Raw genomic sequence first — 19,438 nt, 5'->3', positions numbered from 1 at the left:
GGCATTGGTTATGGAAGGAGTGCCGTTTACAGCATCATCATTACTAACGTGGTAGCTTATGCTGTATTGGGCAGGGTCTAAACCGCCAAGTATCTCAGCTGCTTTTATAGTAAGGTCGAAGGTAGCGATACCGTCGGTGTCACTGGCCCCGTCATCGCATAATGCATAGTCTGAAGGCTCGGTGGCCTCAGGAACAGGGTTTACGATAAGCTGAAGGGTAACAAGGTCATAACAATCCGTAAGGGTAGACTGTACCCTCAGGTAGATCGTCTGGCCATGCTGGTTGATATTGGTATAGTTATCCGGATTAGGGATAGGGTTAACATCATGTTCGGCATCCTCAGGGGTTTCATAGGCCGTTACTTCAACATTGCCAAGGGCTGCTTCTATGGCTGCCATAGCTCCTGTCATATCAAACTGTGCAAAACCGTCATTGTTGAAGTCACACTCCTCGATTGGTGCCGGAGGGGTGGCGATAGGCGCAGGGATTACATTAAGATCTACTGTTACCCCGGTAGTATAACAGCCTGTGATATCATCGGTGATCCTCGGATAAAGTGTCGTGTCTCCTGAAAGGTACGGGGTAGGTAAATAATCAGTGCCGCCGAATTCCGCCTGTTCAGGGGTCAGGTAGAAAACTACGCTGTAGCCCGGGGCGCCATCGGTAATAGCCTCTGCAATCTCTTCAAGGTGGAACTCAGCCTGGCCCGGTACTTCCTCACATTCATTAGCGATATACGCATTAGGGTCATTGCTAAGCACAGGAAGCGGGTTTACCCTAAGGGTAAGCGGGGCTACACTGCGGCAGCCAAAAGTAGTGGCTATGCCAACCCAGATCTGCTGGGTGCCGGCTACGGTATTGCTAAAGGCCGTATCCGGGCTGATAGGAGCCTGACCTGCAAGGGCATCTTCTTTAGTTATGTAATAGGCAACGGTAAGGCTGGTGTCTCCCCCATTGGCTTCTGTGTTTTTTGTGGTAAGGTCAAATACCTGCACCCCGTCAGTATCGTCATCGCAAAGCACATAGTCACTCAGTACAGGTACTGCAGGCCTTGGGTGCACGATAAGTTCAATAGGAACTACGCTGCGGCAATTCGTTGTAGTGCCGCTCTGGATAACACTTGCATACACAGGGCTTACAAGGTTGTCATAGTTTGATGGGTTCTGGATCTCGTTTGTGCCGAACTCCGCACCTTCAGGGGTCTCATGGTAAGTGATCGTCAGGCCTGTCTGGCCGTTTAAGATCTCAGCTCCGGCAACTGTAAGGTCAAAATAGGTCTGCTCATCAGAGTTATCCGCGCAGCGCTCTAATGGCGTGGCAGGGGAAACTGCAGGCGGAGAAGTAACTGTTATTGTAACATTGGTGGTGCCGAATACTGCAGGATCTTGGATATTTTCCATACGTATATAAACAGTAACCTCGCTGCCAGCAGTCACTGTGAATGCTTCAGGTTCGGAAACTAAATCATTCCCGTCCTGCGCGCCTTGTAAGGTATTGTGAAAAGTTACCATATTCTCATCCGGATCAGTACCTTCACGAATTTCCGCCTCAAGGCCTGTCAGGTTGAATTGTTTAGTATTTTCCCCAGTTTCAGCGCAAACCAGTATATCCTCCGGTTTATTGGGTTGACAACGCAGCACTGTAAGGCTAAAAGGCTCTATACTGTAACAGCTTGGCGAAAGAATATCATAAATCCTTACATATAAAGTAGTATTACCGGATATGAAATTCTCAAAATCAGCTATTGCACCGGTCTCCATCTCCGCATTTTCCTGACTGCTGTAAAAATCATAATCATAGCCTTCTGATGAAGTTACGGCCCGGCTGAGATCAAACAAACCTGTTTCTCCTGAAGAACAGCTATACAAGGAAGTTACTGTTTGAGGTTCAATACCTACCCTGAGTACAATGTTTTCTGTATAATCATTATTATCCTCGTCGGTTTCCCGAACGATGCCCGTACTGTCGCCGTTGTCATCAATAACTATTTTTAATACAAATTCTGCAGGTATTTCCGGTGGCAGTGACACTGCTATACTATTTGTCTCAGAACTTTCAATGGGAATATCCGCTATAGTAAAAGTACTTCCAATTAAAATATCATCAGCGTAAACAGAAATCGGCGTATTGGCAGGAAGCACATCCGTACTGTTATAATTTTTAGCGATATAGACCAATTGCAAATCCCTATTGCCGCATATTTCATTGCCAGTGTAAAAAATCATCTCTATACTCGCATCGGGTAGTTCACTATTGACTACCGTTACAATATTATTCATAATTACACCGTCCTGCCCGGTAGTAAGCGATACGTCCAGATCGGTATCACCAACGCTGATATAGTTTTGTATATTGTAAAAATCGATATCCATATTCCACAGGTCCGAAGCGCCCGTAAAACTATTAGTTCCGTTAAAAGCATTATTAGCCGGATTAAGAGGCGGATTGCTGAGTGTAAATCCATTAATTTTTACAGCTTCATTAACTGCAATTGCTGCGTCCCCCTCCCAGGCTAAAAATCCTATTTTTGCACCAATGTTACTTATAACATTAAGGTTATCCAGATAAATATTTACCAGTGGATTTTGCTGATCCATGGTTTTAAAACCATCATATACGCTTACCTGATTGTAAGGTAACGTGTTGTCATTATAAACTATAATCAATGACCATCCCCCATAATTTACGGCAGAATAGCAATAGTCCGTGTCATTAGCAAGCGTGGCTGTAATATCAAGGTCCGATACTGTATAGGTTCCGCTGCTGGTAACGATTGCAGTAACATCTGCAAAGGCTCCAAAGAAAGGCTTATGATTATTGGCACCCAGTGTTATCGTAGAATAAAACGTCCGTTGTGCTGTAACATCGGTATTATTCAGTTTTACTTCAAAATCACCCAAACCGGAACCCGACCAGTACAGATAGGCGGCAACTATACTCTGCGAAGGCTGAAGGCTCAGAGCGGCAGAAGATTCTGTTAAAATACCACACTCATCGCTTTCGAGTATCCCTGCATTTTCCTGCAAGTTCAAAGTATTGCCAATAGCCGTATAATCATATCTTCCATTAAACTGCCTGTACAATGAAAACGGCACTCCCTTCCGTACATTAAATGTAAAGGTTGCAGTGGTGGTACATCCCTGATAAATGGTAGATAATGTAAGAGTTACCAATCCTTCCTGAATAAAACTGTAATTTATGGTCTGCCCATATAAAACAGCTCCGTTTGCAAAATCCCATTGGTATACAATAGCATTCGGGTCAATTCCCGTTGTATCGGCACCGGCTGTCAGCGTGAGGTTACGCGCAAAATCGACTGTATAAATAGTATCTGCAAAATCCGAAGGAGTTACCGCTACAAGGTAGGGCGGAATTTCATCGCAGCCGGTTTGAGCATGACTGTATCCAGAAGAAAGCAGTAACAGCATTAGGAAAAACTTAAATTTCATTTTCATCAGCATTTTTTTATCAATTCAATTAAATCAGCAAAAACTGAAATATCATTTACTTTTAAACTAAAAGGCATAAGTAAATCAGTCTTTAATAATAACTATAAAAGTGAGGCCGATTTACCGGCCTCACTCAATAAAAAATCGTAACCTTTTTCAGCAATAAAATTCTATTTGGGTTAATCTATAAACGGTGCATTTTCAATGAACTTACCCAAACTACTTTTAATAATCTATTGCTGCCTGTTTATATAAATCCATCCTGTCTTACTTTCTGAATTCTTTAACTCTAGTATGTAGAAATAAGTACCGGTTGGAAGATCATTATTATCATCGCTTTGCCCGAACCATTGGTTTGTATAATTGCTTTGCTCATAAACCTTATGCCCGTATCTGTTAAAAATCGTTATTTTATTTACATTCATACCGCTAAGATCCAGATTATCATTCCTGCCATCATTATTAGGAGAAATACCGCGCTGAACTTCACATAGAATATTAAATACTTCAAATTCTTTTGATACAGAACATTCTCCGGATGTCACCGTTACCGTAAATACAATAGGAAGTGTTGCGTTAGGATTGGCATTATAGTACTCTGTAACATTAAGCATAGCACTATCATTTCCAACTGTTACTCCCTGCCCATCTTTCCATGTATAAGAAGCTAAAGTAGCATCATAAGAATTGTTGACAGGTACAGCATCAAGCCATAAAGCATTACCAATACATGAATCTTCTATCGTAGTTTCCAATCCGTCCTGAAGTGTAATTGTGAAGGTGCTGCTTCCGTCCTGTTCACACTCCTGCTGTGATTGGTAGGTATAGGTTATAACGTAGGTCCCCTGCTGACTGTTTGATACATTTACAGATCCGTCTGCAGCATTTAAATCAAGCCCCTGATTATCTGCACTAAAAGTACCTCCAACAGCAAACCCTGCTGTCAGCTCCGGCTCAATAATACCAGCTCCCATACAGTAGGCCTCTTCGTAAGAAAATGATGTAACCGGTATAAGGCCCTCCGTAATTACAATTGTTGCAGTATAGCTCCCTGCATTTCTGCAGGTTGATGGTTCTGCCGCTACTTCATAAATAACATCATGTGTACCTGTTGTTGCTGTGCTTAAATCTATTTCGCCTGTTTGCGCATCAAGAGTTAATGTAGGAGAAGAATACACACCCCCAGTTACAAAGCCTGCCGATAACTCTGGTTCAGGGTTATCACCACTAATACAAGTCTGAGGATAAGTAAATGCTATTGTAGGTTCAAATCCTGCTGTTATTACAATTGTAGCGGTATAGCTATCTGCTGCTGTACAGGTAGTTTCGTCCTGGGTTACCGAGTAAACAATATCGTATGAACCTTCAGTCGCTGTGCTTAAATCTATTTCACCGGTTTGGGCATTAACAGTTAATGTAGTAGATGAATATGTACCCCCTGTTACAAATTCTGTAGGTAAGACAGGTAATGCATTTGCAGATAATACACACACGTCATCATAACTAAAGGTTATTGCAGGCTGTGCCGCTTCTGTTACTGTTATCGTTGCTGTATAACTATCAGCATCTGTACAATTAGCCACATCTGCAACTACTGTATAAGTAATATCATGATTACCTTCAGTCGCCGTGCTTAAATCTATTTCTCCTGTTAGAGCATCAACAGGTAATGTAGTGGAAGAATAGGTTCCGCCTGTTACAAATTCTGTTGGTAACACAGGTAATGCATTGGCAGATAATACGCACACCTCAGCATAACTAAAGCTTATTGCAGGCTGTGCCGGTTCTATTACCGTTATTGTTGCTGTATAACTATCAGCACCTGTACAATTAGCCGCATCTGCAACTACTGCATAAGTAATATCATGACTACCTACAGTTGCTGTACTTAAATCTATTTCTCCTGTTAATGCATCAACAGCTAATGTAATAGAAGAATATGTACCTCCTGCTACAAATTCTGTAGATAATACAGGTAATGCATTTGTAGATAATACGCACGCATCAGCATAACTAAATGTTATTGTAGGTTGTACTGTTGCGTTAATTGTAACATCTGCCTCATAAACACCTCCTGTTGTACAATCTGAATTTGCTAATGTGTAAGTTATTGTATAACTACCCGGTAAGGTTGCTGTAAGATCGATAACACCTGTTACAGCATCTACAGTAATGTTGGTGTCGGTAGTACTGTAAGTACCTCCCTCAGCAAAATCTGTAGCCTTAATTGGTGCAGGATTTTGTGTTGCAATACTACAAATATCAGTAGCATAAGAGAATTCAATTACTGCAATATCGTTTGGTACGACAACTGTTCTAAAAGAATCTGTTGTAAAGCATCCTGTTATAGTATTCTCTATACGAACATAAACTATATGATCATTTACAGCAGTATAAACAGATGTATCAGAAATTGCATCTTCAGCATTACCAGTTTCTGCTAAAACCTGAGTCTCAAAATAGCTAACAGCATAATCTGCAGCGTTAGCAACATTTTCAAGTATTACTGTTGTGTTAAGATCAAGATGGAATGATGCTTCAGTTGAAGGAGAACATAAAGTTAAGTCTTCAGGGCTGTTTACAGTAGTTGCAATGTTTTCGTTAAACTCAACTACTATCTCATCACTTGTTGTACACCCTGTTGTAATTACAGTAGCAGTAACTTTATAATTACCAGGTTCTGTAACTGTATATGTAGCACCTGTAGCACCATCAATAACTACGTCATCTTTACGCCATACAAAATTAAAGTACGTATCGCTTAATTTTGAATCTAGTACTTTTTGAGTACCAAAACATACAGCGTTATTAGTACTTACAAGTAAGTCATCACCAAAATTAATACGCCCCACATCAAAACTGTTTCCATCAAGGAAAATCGCAGAATCGTAGTTCCCATCATTTGTTTCAGCAATTACCATTTTAATATGGTAAGTAGCTCCGGGAACAACCGGAGACTTTACTTGTAATGGTACAGTATGCCCCATAAAGTTGTCTGAAGCGGCATATCTTGAAACTCCTTTGTAACCATCATAAAGCTTATCAAAAAATTCAGGATTACCTGCTTCACAGTTGCTACCGTTAACGCTGTAGTTCATTTTACTGTCTCTTGTAGTACTAACAGAAACAGGTAATGTTGTATCTGGCAATGTTGCAAGGTTTACAGTAGTTCCTTGTTCATCCGTTAAAAAGAATGCAAATGCATCTCCGTAGTTACATTGAAACAATCCATAATCTTCCGATGCAAATAAGAAGTCGAATGACATTTCTGTACCATAAGCAGTAAAATCAAACTCTATAGATGTTGCATTGTAAAAGTTTACCAACCCAGGCACTGCACCAGATGCCGATACATAATCATACAAATCCTGATCTCCTAACCATAAAATACTATACGGCGATACATTTTGTTGATAACTAGACGATTGAATGATTGTTTTGGGTCCTACTGCAGTTTGTGCTTTACCAGTAGAAAGTATTATACCATTTTGGAAAGGGAAATCTGATCCGTTAGCATCAAAATAACCGATACCATTATGAGGTGCACCATAGTTTGTACCTGTAGAGTAGTTAAGGTTTGAAACCTGTGCACAATTCTCGTTTACAAGTATGTCGCTTATCAACTGCTCTTCAGTGTATGTAGTCTGATCTATAGCAATAGGTGTAGCAGGTGTAGCTATACAGATATCAAAACGGGTATCGTTAGCTGTAGCATAGTTTGAGAATATCCTTAGTTTATAGGTTGTACCTACTGTAAGGTTAGATAATAATACATCATTATTGTTGGCACCATTACCGGTAATAAAATATGTAGTGTTATACTGCACATTATATCCCAGAATACAGGTTACCTGCTGTAAATTATCACAATCACCACTATATAATACTTTACTAAGATTAAGAGTATTTGTACTAGAACCTTCCCTATTATTTATGTAAAGTATATGTGATGCAGATGTAGCTGTAAACTCAAACCAAACATCATCATTAGCATAAGCAGCAATACCACATACATTTGCCTGAGGTGAGGCAGTTGCTCCCAGCAAAGTAGCATGATAAGGTGTATCACAGTAACCGGTAGCACTAACCGGTAATACATAGGCTGTGTCACAATTATCATTGGTTATCTGGGTATAAAAAGCAGCTTCTAAAGTCCATGAGCTTTTACTTGTATCACTACAAACAGACCTTATATAAAATGAATATCTTTTTCCTGGTGTAAGATCAGATAACGTATAAGGATGTTCTGTAACAACTTCACCTACACTCATTTCTGTTGGCCCAGGCTCTCCTGTAGGCACTGCAAATACTTCCCAAGATGAAGCACTTCCAGCTTCAGTCCAGTCTACTGTTATAGAAGTTGACGTATTTACTGTAGAATTAACATTTTGCGGTTTCGGACATGCAACGGGCGTACATGTAGCCGTACCGGAATATACAGGGACAGTAATAGGTAAAATAACGGGAGTTACATCTTTAACATAATTGTACACTACTTCGTCATACGAATCCAAAACAACTACTTCCTGTGTATAAGTACTCCAGTTATTATAATCCCAATTAAGGGTAAATGGTATACCTGGGCACATAGCAACTGTTCCGGTATTAGACAATCCCGATGAAGCGTTTACAGTACCTACTAAAATCCCGTTCTGATAAACATTAAGCTTAGAGAATGTTCCGTTTCCTGAGGTAGCAGTAATAGTAAACTTGTAATCACATCTATCTTCAACCGGACATACCGTTGTATTAAATACAAACGGACCAACCCATTCACTTTTATTTGTTGATGAGCAGTATGCCCTTACATAATATTCATAAAGTGTTGCAGGGTTTAAGTTTTCCGCATTATAAGTAGGCGAAGAAACTAGCGTTCCGTCTGTTGTCGGTACACCTGTATTGGCTGTTTGCACTTTAACTTCCCATTGAGTCTCCTGATAGCCGGTAGTCCATGACAAGGTTGCTGTTGTATTACTAGAGTCAGATACTGCAAGACCTGTAGGCGTAGCACAGGCAGGTATGTCCTCAACTATAAATTCATCTATCCAAAGCGTCCAGCTGTTATTTGTAACATTTGGTACATGCAATGCTATATGTGCAATGCCGGTATAACTATCCAGATAAATTACTTTTTGCTCATACACATTATTATTTATAGCCTGCTGAGGCATTATTACATTGGTAAAATCAGCTATTGTGTTTCCTGTAGTAGATAATTTTACTTCCAGTTGTGTAGGAAAAGAAGTAGAAACAACCCTGTAACGAAATTTTAGTCTTTGATTTCCATTTAACTGTATACCGGGACTAATCAACCAATCATCATTACTCGTTGAATTCCAGTATTTTGGAAGAGAAGCTAACTGATCCCCCTCATAAGGAAGATAAGTTGTATTTAGATTCCATGTTAAATTGTCTCCATTTGCATCAATTACCGTCCAGCAGGATTTACTTGGCGAAGTTGAATTAAATGTTTCGGTAAAAGGCGGAATTATAGTTCCGCATGCAGTTACTAATCTGGTAGCAGCCTTTACCCAAAAGCTTTTATTAGTTGCAGAGCATACTGACCTTACATATACATCATAAGCAGAAGTTGAATTAAGGTTACCTGCATTATAGGTAGGCTGTGTAGTTGTAACACCCGAAGTAGTCGCCGCTGGGAACGGTGTGCCCCAGGGCTGAATGAGTATCTCCCAGGACGATGCAGAACCTGCTTCCTGCCAGTTTACAGTTGCGCTGTCAGTTGTTATATCTGAATACAGAATATTGGCCGGAACCTGGCAGTCCACAGCATTTACGGTTATGTTATCTATAGCAGCAGGTGGTGTTCCGCCAATTGTGGCATTATTTCTCCACTCAAAAATCAAACGCATTGTCTGCCCTGCAAACTGCGAAGCGTTTAGCATATAGGCATATGGTTGAAAATTTGCCGAATTATAAAATTTATCTGCAATCCTTATCCTGTCAGCAGCTGTAGTTATACCGTTTCCGGCAACAGGATTAAAGGTAGCAGGCACTGCCCAGACATAAAAATAATCATTAGTTTCTCCTAATGCTTTCCAGTCAAAAGAAATACCAACATTAACGGTGCCAGCAGGAATAACTATATCCCGATAAGCATGAACTATAGAGCTTTGCGTAATAGTATAATCATTTGTATCTCCATTGTTATTGCTTATATAAAGTGAATTTTCACCACCATTATTTACAGCATCGCCTACGAACCACTTGTTAAGCTGCGTTCCTGTGCTCATAGACCATCCAACAGTTGCGGATTCAAAATTATCTGAAAATGGAAGTGGCGCCGCCTGTTGAAACGTTGTAAAATTATATGGGCCTATCCATGTGCTTTGATTGATATCACAATTTTGCCTAATATAGTAGGTATAGGGTGTTGAAGGTTGCAAATCGGCAATTGCAATAACATTTGAAGTTCCTGTATGGGTTACGGCACCAGTATTAGGTGCGTTTGTACTGCCCGGAATAAGGTTAATCTCCCATGTACCGGTAGCAGTACCAGTAATGGTAATATTAGCAGTAGTCGCTCCCGTGGCCACTGCAGATGATGATGTTGCAGGCAGGCATCTTGCAATGATACTTATATCATCAAGGGTGAATCTATCACCCTGTATTGCATTAGCATATTGCGTGTCTTTCTTTACAAACGCCAGGTAAACATTCTGATTGGCATAAGCCGCTAAATCCACCTTTTGCTTGAAACAGGCAATCTGGTTTCCTGGATTCATTTCATTTTCCGTCCAAGATTTTATCAAAGTAAATGTTGCAACATCGGTTTGTGAGGTCGTAGATACCCATAACTGATATATACTCCCGTTTTGTGAAGGGTAGGTTTGCAATCCATAGAATGACAGATCTGCATTTGCTGGTATGGCTACCTGCGGCGTAACTAACCAGGCTTGCGAAGTATTTCCGGCACCGATAAGTGCATTGGATACATAAGCGCCTGTGGTTCCCTGGCAGGTTGTGCCTGTCGAATTAACCCATTCAGGCAATGTGCCAGGTGCGCCATTAAGTAATGTAAACTTTTCCCAGTTTGAAGGTATTCCGTTCTCAAAGTTTTCAGTCCATTGACCAAAGGAAATTCCAAAAGTGAAAAGGAACATTACCTGAAATAGTAATGTAATTTTTCTCATAGTTAATTAATATTTAGTTTTAGCGTAGTTAATAGAACCCAAAAATAAATTTTATATAAGAAAAATAGATTTTATGCTCCTAGACAAATACTGTACAACGAAAAATAAAATATTTATTAAAGCACTGAAAATAAAATGATTAAAAAATAAATGATTAATATACCAATGAACAGTGTTAACGTATCATTGTATTTTAAAGATAAAATCATCAAGATTCTGATCCGGTGATAAATTTAACTTTTTCCTGATCCTGTATCTGGAAGTATGCAAGCTTTGCAGTGAAATATTTAAGAGCCCTGCCACCTCATTAAGAGACATTCTTATTTTAATATAAGCACAAATCCTGATATCGGTATTTGAAAGCTGAGGATATACCGATTTAATCCGCTCAAAAAAACCGGGATGAATTTTTTCAAAAATTTCTCTAAACTGCTCCCAGTCTTTCTCCTGATTTTGGTTTTGGAATAAAATGGATTTTAAATCGGTTTCAATATTGGACTTTGAATTTTTACTATTTTGCAGTATCTCCGAAATTTCAGACATTAGTTTATTCTTTGCTATGAGCTGAACACTTATAGCGGTTATTTCCCTGTTTTTGGTGTCAAGCTCTAATTCCTGCTGTTCTGATCTAAGTTTGAGCAATTCATTTTCTGCTTTATCCTTTTCATGGCTGATCTGTTCACGCAATATACTTTCCTGGAGCTTTTCATTTTCAAATTCGCTGATTTGAAGATTTTTTCTGTTATTTCTATAAAAAAGCCATATTAGGCCTATAATTAACAAGGACACGAAAACGGTAAGAATAATCGAAAAAATAAGATAATTGCCTCTCTCCTTCTCTACATAATATTTACTTTTGAGGAGATTTCTTTCTAATTCGGATTTTTCAAATTCATTGGCCCACTTTAATTCTTCAATCTTCTGCTTTACTTCATTGCCAAATACACTGTCTTTTAGTTTATAATATTCTATAGTGTAGTCAGCATACTCTTTATATTTATTTTCTTTTTTAGCGATTTCGGATAATTTTGACAATGCATCAAGTTCTCCTCTTGGAAAATTTATATTTCTTGAAACTTCAATCTCTTCATTAAAATAGGCTTTGGCTTTATTAAACTCATTTGTTGCAGCGTAAATAACCCCATAATTAAGAAGGATCCTTTCTTTAAGTCTCTTATTTTTTATAATTTCAGAGAGTGTAAGAGCATCATCTAACATTTTAAAGGAAGAATCATAATTTTTAAGGTTGGATTCAATATTGCTTAAATTTATCATTATACTGACAATATTGACCGTATCTTTAAGATTTTTAAATGTCTCGAGCGATTTTTGCTGATACTTTTTCGCTTTTATATAATCTTCTTTGACCATATATATATTGCCCATATTGCCGTAAAACACACCCATCCCCCGTTTATCTCCGGTTTTATTATAAATATCGAAAGCTTTATTAAAGTTTGCTATACAATTATCATAATTGCCCATTTCAAAAAACAGGATACCCAAACCGTTATAGGTAAAGGAGAGATTTGCCAGATCGCCGTTTTTCTCAAAATAATCACGGGCCTCGAGGTAATAATTCATCGCCACGGTAAACTCATTCTGAAGCACATAATATTTACCTAACATTGAAAATATCTTGTACTTATAATATTCATCATTTAATTTTTCTGAATACTTCAGGGCAAGTTCACTGTCTTTTATAACCCTGTCTGTAAGGCCCGTATTTACATCGAGCAGTGTCCTGTAATAATACCCTTTTAAAAATAATGTATCATTCCCGGTAGATTCAGCCGCTCTTATCGTTTTATCTGTAATCGTCCTCGCCTTTGCTATATCCGTGCTTGCTACATTTTCAAAATCGTTGGTATCTTCAGTAGGGTAATATCCTTTTTTGCGTTCCTGTTCTGTACAGGAATGTAAAAGAAATAGTGCTGAAAGAAATACCATTGAAAGCCAATATTGTTTATATTTCTGTTTCATTTTTCAAATATAAGCGTATGCACCATTTATTTAAATAATAAATAGCTCAAAGCAAAAATAATCGAATTTAAATACTATAGCATAGTAGTTAATGAAAAGGTAGATTTTATACTTTGCAATGCCCGACTTATTAAACGGATAAATTAGGTATCAGCAAAGTAAATAGCAGCATACAAGGTTATAGCATTGTAGTAATTGGTGAGGATGTGTAAAATTTCCGGGAATAAGCTGCCTGACAGCGTATTGGCGGGTGATACCCTGCCACCTTTCACCCTTTACAGAAAATCTCCGGCGACCTCAAATCATGCCCATAACTCTATGCTAAAGATGAACTTTAGCCGATCAGCGATACAATAGTTCAAAAACAAGTACTTTAAAAGGGTGTAGAATTATGCAATACTCCTCCCTGCTACCACTGTCCCCTGTTAAATGAATAGGTCGATGTTTTTTTGAGCGTTACGGGCACTAGTCCTGCATTTTTATAGAGCATTTGTTTTCCTGAACATTCGTCAAAAATTACGGTTCAGCCGGCAGTATAACCAATTCTGCTTATACCTTAAAGGCGAGGCGATTTAGCTATAAATAATTCTTCTCGATCATATTTTTTATAAGTGCATTGTTATCCTCAGCATTAAAAATGTCTTTCATTCGGGCTATCCTTTTTTGAATAGCACTATAGGTTAGCGGTACAATCTGTTCAATTTCAGTAAGCTTATAACCCTTCGAGAGATAGGTACTAATTTGTCTGTTATAATCGTCAACCATAATATCTTTTTCCCAGATATCATCGACACACTGTTTTACATGATCACTTTTGTACATTTTACCATAAGATAAATCCTGAACTATACTTACAAAGCTTTCGCAGGTAATTTCGCTCTTCAATGTAATGCCTTCAGGTTTGACCTTTTTTATCAAATCATAAATCACCAGTACTTCTGTATGCGAGGTTATCATAAAGATCTTACAGTCATTAAATGTATTTTTCAATAATAAGGCTACATCACTTCCTGAAAATAATTTTTTGTCAAAGTACGTTGGCAGGTTATAATCCACTATTGCAATATCATAATTATAACCGTTATCAACTGCCTCCTGAACAAATTCGTAAGCAGCTTTGCAACTGTCGGCCTTCTTCACTCTGCTTAGGCCTTCCAAGTCATTGAGCAGAAGGTTTTCATACAAGTCCGCTGTCATGGGGTGATCTTCAACAATAACTATATTCATTGATTGCATTGAGAATAAAGATTAATAAAAAGCAAGATAATTTTTCTTGAAGTAACATAGTACTTCGATAACTAATTAAGTAAGATATCTTTTAAGATTCTGAAAAATACCCAAAAAAACTAACTAATAATGCTTTTAGGTTATTTTTAACATTATTTGCGTTTGACTGGCAATACTTGTTAAATTTTATAAGTAATATTTTGTTAATTTTTTTTGAATTTCTAAATTCGGATAGGTTCAGTAGCTACGAATTTGCCCGCCTCAGGCTTATGCAGGCAAGGAAAAACCTTGACGCCTTAAAGAAGAGGATCATCTAACTAACAAGTCATGAAACAAGATTTTTTTAATCACATGTTAAGCAAAATTAAGAACAACGACGAAGTTGAAATTCTTACAGACCAACAGTCCCTGGCAGTAAAAGGCGGGGGATGTACGTGTAAAAAAGGTGGGTATGTGAGCTGCACCGGCACCTATGACCAGAATGGAGATAATAACGGGGGAGATAATGGAGATACTACGGTTGATCCTACTATCGAACTTCCTAAAGATTTAGGGTTTACTCATCCATAAACATTTTGGCTACGGAGCAACACCTCCGTAGCTAATCTTACTTACTTTTTATGTATAAAAATTCTTTTTTTCTTCTGGTATTGATCAGTGCATTTTCATTTGGGCAGAACATGCCCTTTCAAGGAAGGGTGCTCTCCGCACTTGATTCACTGCCCATTTATAAAGCGGAGGTCTGCCTTGCTAAAAATTCCGATACACTCTGCATAACTACAGCTGCCGACGGCCGCTATAGCGGTGTTTTAGAAACCGGAGATTATGAACTGACCATCACTGAGCCATCGCACGCTGTGCTATTTCAAAATATAAGGCTTAAGGAAGATTTGGGAAATTTTTATCTTCAAGAAGCTACACAATTGGAAAACGTTACCCTGGAAGCGCAACGCAAATATATCTCGAGAAGCTACGCCAGCACTATACTTAAAATAGACGATTCGCCAATATTTCAGAATGCAACATTTACAGAAGCCCTTAAGATAATACCGGAAGTTAACACCAATGGTGAGAAGATCAGTATACTGGGAAAATCAAGAATTCTGTACCTGATCAACGGACGCGAAACAAACCGGGACATTACAACACTAAAAGCAAATCAGATACAACAGATAGAGGTCATAAGCAACCCTCCTGCAAAATACCAGTCAAGTTATGATGCCGTCATCAACGTAACGCTTGTAAAAAGCCTTTATCAGGGATTCTATTTAAATGCCAATGAAAGTTTTAACGTGAATCGTAAAAGCTCCGGTTCAACTGCTTTGGACCTGACCTACACTAAAAACAAACTGAGTATTACTGCCAACGGGTTGTATAATTATAGTAACGGGCTGGTGTACAATACAGGATGGCAGCAATACTCTAATAAATATGAGGAATATACTACAACATATAAAGCCAGGTCAAATTACATCGAGGCAAATACAACTGCAAATTACGAATTGGATACCATTAACGATATAGGCCTCGAGTTCAGTTTTGCTTATAATCCCCTTAGCAAAAATACTGCCTTTACCAGAAGTAATTTCTTTAATCAGGAAATAGTTTTAGATTCAATACTTTCTTCCGCCACAACAAAAAATAATGATTTCAGAAGCTTCAATGCAAACCTTTACCACGCTTATAATAAAAAAACAATTTCCTGGAATACGTACCTGATGGTACTCTCAAACCGCACAGGGTTCTTCAATACCATTGAATCCTTAAATTCCGGTACCTTGATAATCGACCAGCAGGTAGATTCAAAAAATGCCAATAACCTTTATATATTCAATTCGGATTTTACAAAGGAATTGAGTAGTCAAAGCGACTTTGATATTGGCATGAGGTTTTCAAATTTTGACGGTAACTACCACCTGTTAAATTCTAATTTTTCAAATTCGTTAGCCGACATAGTATTTGATTACAGGGAAAATATCTATTCCGGTTATGCAGTCCTGAACCAGAAGTATAAGGACTTTAGTTTTTCGCTTGGTTCGCGCTATGAATATTTTATCCGAAATGTTTCTTTAAACACGGAAGAATCTTACCGGACTAAAAAAGGCAATATTTTTCCCTCGGCCCATCTATCGTACAACGGCCCCGATAACAGGCATTATCTAAGCTTATCGTATACTAAGAAAATTCAGAGGCCCAATTTCAGTGCTGTTACACCTTTTGAATATAACGTCACCTATAATACTATTTACAGGGGAAATCCCTATCTGAAGAATGAAATTATTCATTCGGTGCAGCTTTACTATTTATATAAGCGCAAACTTTATGTTATACCGTATTATAATTATTCAAACAACTACATAGAACAGGTAAATATCCAGAATGACAACAGGCTAATATGGTATCCTGCCAACTATGATGTTGCTACGCTGGGGCTTTCTACAGGATATAACTTCAATCTGTTTGATAAAAAAATGGCTTTATTTAACAAGATAATGTTGGAACAAACTGTAAACAGAGGCATTATCAACGGTATCAAAATGGACAATTCGCTTTTCCAGTACTCCTTAAATCTTTCACAGGTGTACAAACTAAACAGGCGCAACAGCTTTACCCTGCAGTCCAACTACTATTCTCCCCAGTTATCCGATTTTTATAAAATAACGCAGGGATGGCGTACCGACTTACGCTATTCCCTTAAAATGTTTAACAACAAAGGAAATTTATCCGTAATACTTTCTGATCTGTTCAACACTTATTACAACAAGTTAAAAGGAGATGTGAACGGGCTTCGCTCCTACCGTTACAGCGACTTTTCCGCACGGGGTATCGCATTCTCTTACAGGCATTCATTTGGATGGGGTAAGAAAGCCGAACAAACTCCGGTGGAAATGGAAACCGGCGATGAGCAGGAGCGCATACAGTTAGAAAATTAGTTTCAGTCACCACTAAAAACCAATTATATGTTTAAAATCTCAAAATACCTAATCACACAGCAGCTTCCGACCGATCAGGCAAAAACATTGTACTATTCAACCCGGACCGGACAAATGGTAGCGATGCGCACTGAAATCACGGAACACATCAACAGCAAACAATGGCATCTGTTAAGTACGAACGAACTCTTACAACTTACCCGAAATGAAATACTGGTGCCCGAAGATGAAGATGAGCTGAGCGAAATAATGGCGTATGACAGATATACGGAATCAAGCAGGGAAGTACTTGGCGTAACCATACAGCCAACGGCCAACTGCCAGCTCGGTTGCCATTACTGTGGACAGGTACACTCTAAAAACAAGATGACAGACGAAGTAATGTTAAAAACCATTACCCGGATCAAAAATATAATCGAAGCTGAAAAATATCGTGATCTGAAAATCACATGGTACGGAGGAGAACCGCTAATGGCACTCGCATTAATTGAAAGGTTTTACGACCAGATTAAGTCATACTGTGTTGAAACGAATATTAATTATGACTCGGATATTATTACAAACGGGCTTTTGTTGAAGCCGGATTACTTTAAGAAACTTATGGAATTTGAGGTCCGGGCCATTCAGGTTACGATCGACGGCCCGAAAAGCACGCATGACCAGCGCCGTATAACCAAAGGTGGAAAAGGGACCTATGATGTTATCATGGCGAATTTAAAAAACTGCCTGAACAGCGAAGAGTTTGAAACCTATAAGCCTTCAATATTATTACGTATTAATATTGACAGTACTAATTACGGGGAAGTCGATAATTTGATCGAATTATTAAAAGAGGAAGGGATATTTAATAAGGTAAATGTCCATTTCGCCCCGGTGGTCGAATGGGGAGACAATAACGCTGACAAATTAAGTTTAACAAAACAGCAATTCGCCGAAAAGGAGATCGACTGGATGATCAGCTTATATCAGAATGGAAAAATGCCTCAGGAATTAATCCCTGACCGCAAATCCTATTCGTGCATGGTTGACGATATTAATTCCGAGGCTTATGATGCTTATGGCAACGTTTATCCCTGTTATGAGTTCCCGTATACTCCCATGTACCAGACGGATGATTGTATTGAGGGGAATGTGCTGGAGGATACCGACTTTAAAGATAAGCGCCCTGCGAAAATCCGTTCTTTTAAAGAAACACTACCTGAGAGAGAATACTCGTACTGCATTGACTGCAACCTTCTGCCGGTCTGCCACGGAAGCTGCCCTAAAATATGGATGCAGGGCGGTAATGCATGCCCGACGTTTAAATATAACATCAAAGACCGGATGTTACTACAATACGTAACACTAAACAATAAGCCATGACACAAAATTTAGAAAATATCATCAAAATTAAAGATGAAAAAATAAAAGCATTCAATATAAATCTGGCAAAAGATCATATCTTTATATCGATACTGGAGAATTCCGCTATTTTTAAGACCGCGGAAGAAAAGATAACAGGCATGCTGATCTTTAATGCCTGCCAGGACTGCCTGCGGGCAGTAAGGTTTGATAATTTTTCTCTGGTTGAACTGTATTCAGATAAAATCGGGCGGTATCTGAAAAAAATAGCCGGCCCTGAGGCCCTGACGGGCATAGGTGCTATTGCAAACCCGATGTATTCCTATTACTATTACAGAAAGGGAGAGTATAAGTTGGCAACGGATAAGATGGCCGAAACCCTGATAAATTTGAAAGACCTAAGCGGGTATTTAAAAGAAGATGCTGTCCCTGCCCTACTGGAACAGTATAAAAACAGTATCTTAATCCACCTTCGGTTTGGTTACTTTGACAGTGCCATGTCAGTACTACAATCCGTTCTTGATGAAAAGGAAGCAGGGGGCTTGCTGTTAACGCTGGGCAAAAATTGTCCACAAAAATTACATTTTCAAGTAAACAATTTTCTTGATATGATAATGCTGAAAGTTTATGCAGAACATGCAGGAAGTTATGCTACATTTCTTAAGACTCTTATCAACTTATTAAAAAACAGTGTATTCTACAGTAACGAAAAATCATTGATCGAACGGTATATTGCCCGAGCGCTGACGATAGAAGATTATTCACAAATAATAAGCAGTAATCTGCCACCTGTCATTGAGGGTACATTCGTAAATTCCGTCAATGAAGCCGATGAGTGCTATGATTTAATAAAAAATTATTTTATTACTACCCACAATATAAGTATATAGTGAAATTTGTACCCCAGCAAGATCAGATGGATTGCGGCCCGGCCTGCCTGGCAATGATTTCCCAGTATTATGGAAAAAAGTATTCATTGTCTTCACTTAGGGAAAAATCCTATCTTACACGGGAAGGCGTTTCGCTTTTAAGCATTGCAGAAGCCGCTGGTACCATAGGTTTTGAAAGTATTCCTGTAAAAGTAGCCCTGGGTGCGCTAATTAGCCTTGTCGAGAAAAAACCATGTATCCTGCATTGGGATCAGAATCACTTTGTTGTATTGCTAAAAATCGAAAAAAGGCCTTTTTCCAACAAGCTTGTGTTTAAAATTGCAGATCCTGCTTATGGAATATTAAAAGTCTCCGTAGAAGATATGAGCAAGCATTGGTGCAGTGGCAACGACAAGGGAATTGCATTGTTCCTGGATCCGGTCCCGGGATTCGTAGAAGAGCGACTGCCCTATGAGAAAAAAAA

General features: G+C 38.7%; 9 protein-coding genes. 5 read left to right on the top strand and 4 right to left on the bottom strand.

Translation table 11 applies throughout. The annotated features are described in order from the left end of the window. The 4 genes from NHE85_RS12535 to NHE85_RS12520 all read right to left on the bottom strand — a co-directional run. Positions 1 to 3,450 (bottom strand): hypothetical protein (locus NHE85_RS12535; protein ID WP_252812398.1); only part of this gene is annotated, 3,450 nt, incomplete at its 3' end. A gap of 233 nt (positions 3,451 to 3,683) precedes the next feature. Further along, on the bottom strand, positions 3,684 to 10,601 hold the full coding sequence (locus tag NHE85_RS12530; protein ID WP_252812397.1) for a choice-of-anchor J domain-containing protein: 6,918 nt from the start codon (positions 10,599 to 10,601) through the stop codon (positions 3,684 to 3,686). Positions 10,602 to 10,784: 183 nt separating this feature from the next. After that, on the bottom strand, positions 10,785 to 12,584 hold the full coding sequence (locus NHE85_RS12525) for a tetratricopeptide repeat protein (RefSeq protein WP_252812394.1): 1,800 nt from the start codon (positions 12,582 to 12,584) through the stop codon (positions 10,785 to 10,787). 576 nt (positions 12,585 to 13,160) lie between these two features. Next, a complete protein-coding gene (locus NHE85_RS12520) occupies positions 13,161 to 13,811 on the bottom strand; it encodes a response regulator (protein ID WP_252812392.1) in 651 nt (216 codons plus the stop codon). Positions 13,812 to 14,162: 351 nt separating this feature from the next. Here NHE85_RS12520 and NHE85_RS12515 point away from each other — a divergent pair, with 351 nt between their 5' ends. From NHE85_RS12515 to NHE85_RS12495, 5 genes are all read left to right on the top strand, one after another. Further along, a complete protein-coding gene (locus NHE85_RS12515) occupies positions 14,163 to 14,381 on the top strand; it encodes a hypothetical protein (protein ID WP_252812390.1) in 219 nt (72 codons plus the stop codon). Between the two features lie 110 nt (positions 14,382 to 14,491). Further along, a complete protein-coding gene (locus NHE85_RS12510; protein ID WP_252812388.1) occupies positions 14,492 to 16,744 on the top strand; it encodes an outer membrane beta-barrel family protein in 2,253 nt (750 codons plus the stop codon). A gap of 27 nt (positions 16,745 to 16,771) precedes the next feature. Continuing rightward, a complete protein-coding gene (locus tag NHE85_RS12505) occupies positions 16,772 to 18,106 on the top strand; it encodes a radical SAM/SPASM domain-containing protein (RefSeq protein ID WP_252812385.1) in 1,335 nt (444 codons plus the stop codon). Further along, positions 18,103 to 18,975 carry a hypothetical protein gene (locus tag NHE85_RS12500; RefSeq protein WP_252812383.1) on the top strand — a complete coding sequence of 291 codons (873 nt, stop codon included), beginning with the start codon at positions 18,103 to 18,105 and terminating at the stop codon, positions 18,973 to 18,975. The genes NHE85_RS12505 and NHE85_RS12500 overlap by 4 nt, the downstream gene beginning before the upstream one ends. Before the next feature lie 26 nt (positions 18,976 to 19,001). After that, positions 19,002 to 19,438, top strand: a 437-nt coding sequence (locus NHE85_RS12495) for a cysteine peptidase family C39 domain-containing protein (protein ID WP_252812381.1), incomplete at its 3' end; no start/stop codon positions are given.

It is taken from the genome of Flavobacterium sp. NRK1 (assembly GCF_024054175.1).
GTDB lineage: Bacteria > Bacteroidota > Bacteroidia > Flavobacteriales > Flavobacteriaceae > Flavobacterium.
Note: the sequence above shows the minus strand (reverse complement) of the source record. Positions and strands in the feature narration are given on the sequence as shown.

Bases quoted from the DNA above. Each gene is read 5' to 3' on its own strand.
- NHE85_RS12510 (WP_252812388.1), top strand. From the start codon at position 14,492: ATGCCCTTTCAAGGAAGGGTGCTCTCCGCACTTGATTCACTGCCCATT.
- NHE85_RS12520 (WP_252812392.1), bottom strand. From the start codon at position 13,811: ATGAATATAGTTATTGTTGAAGATCACCCCATGACAGCGGACTTGTAT.
- NHE85_RS12500 (WP_252812383.1), top strand. From the start codon at position 18,103: ATGACACAAAATTTAGAAAATATCATCAAAATTAAAGATGAAAAAATA.
- NHE85_RS12530 (WP_252812397.1), bottom strand. From the start codon at position 10,601: ATGAGAAAAATTACATTACTATTTCAGGTAATGTTCCTTTTCACTTTT.
- NHE85_RS12505 (WP_252812385.1), top strand. From the start codon at position 16,772: ATGTTTAAAATCTCAAAATACCTAATCACACAGCAGCTTCCGACCGAT.
- NHE85_RS12515 (WP_252812390.1), top strand. From the start codon at position 14,163: ATGTTAAGCAAAATTAAGAACAACGACGAAGTTGAAATTCTTACAGAC.
- NHE85_RS12525 (WP_252812394.1), bottom strand. From the start codon at position 12,584: ATGAAACAGAAATATAAACAATATTGGCTTTCAATGGTATTTCTTTCA.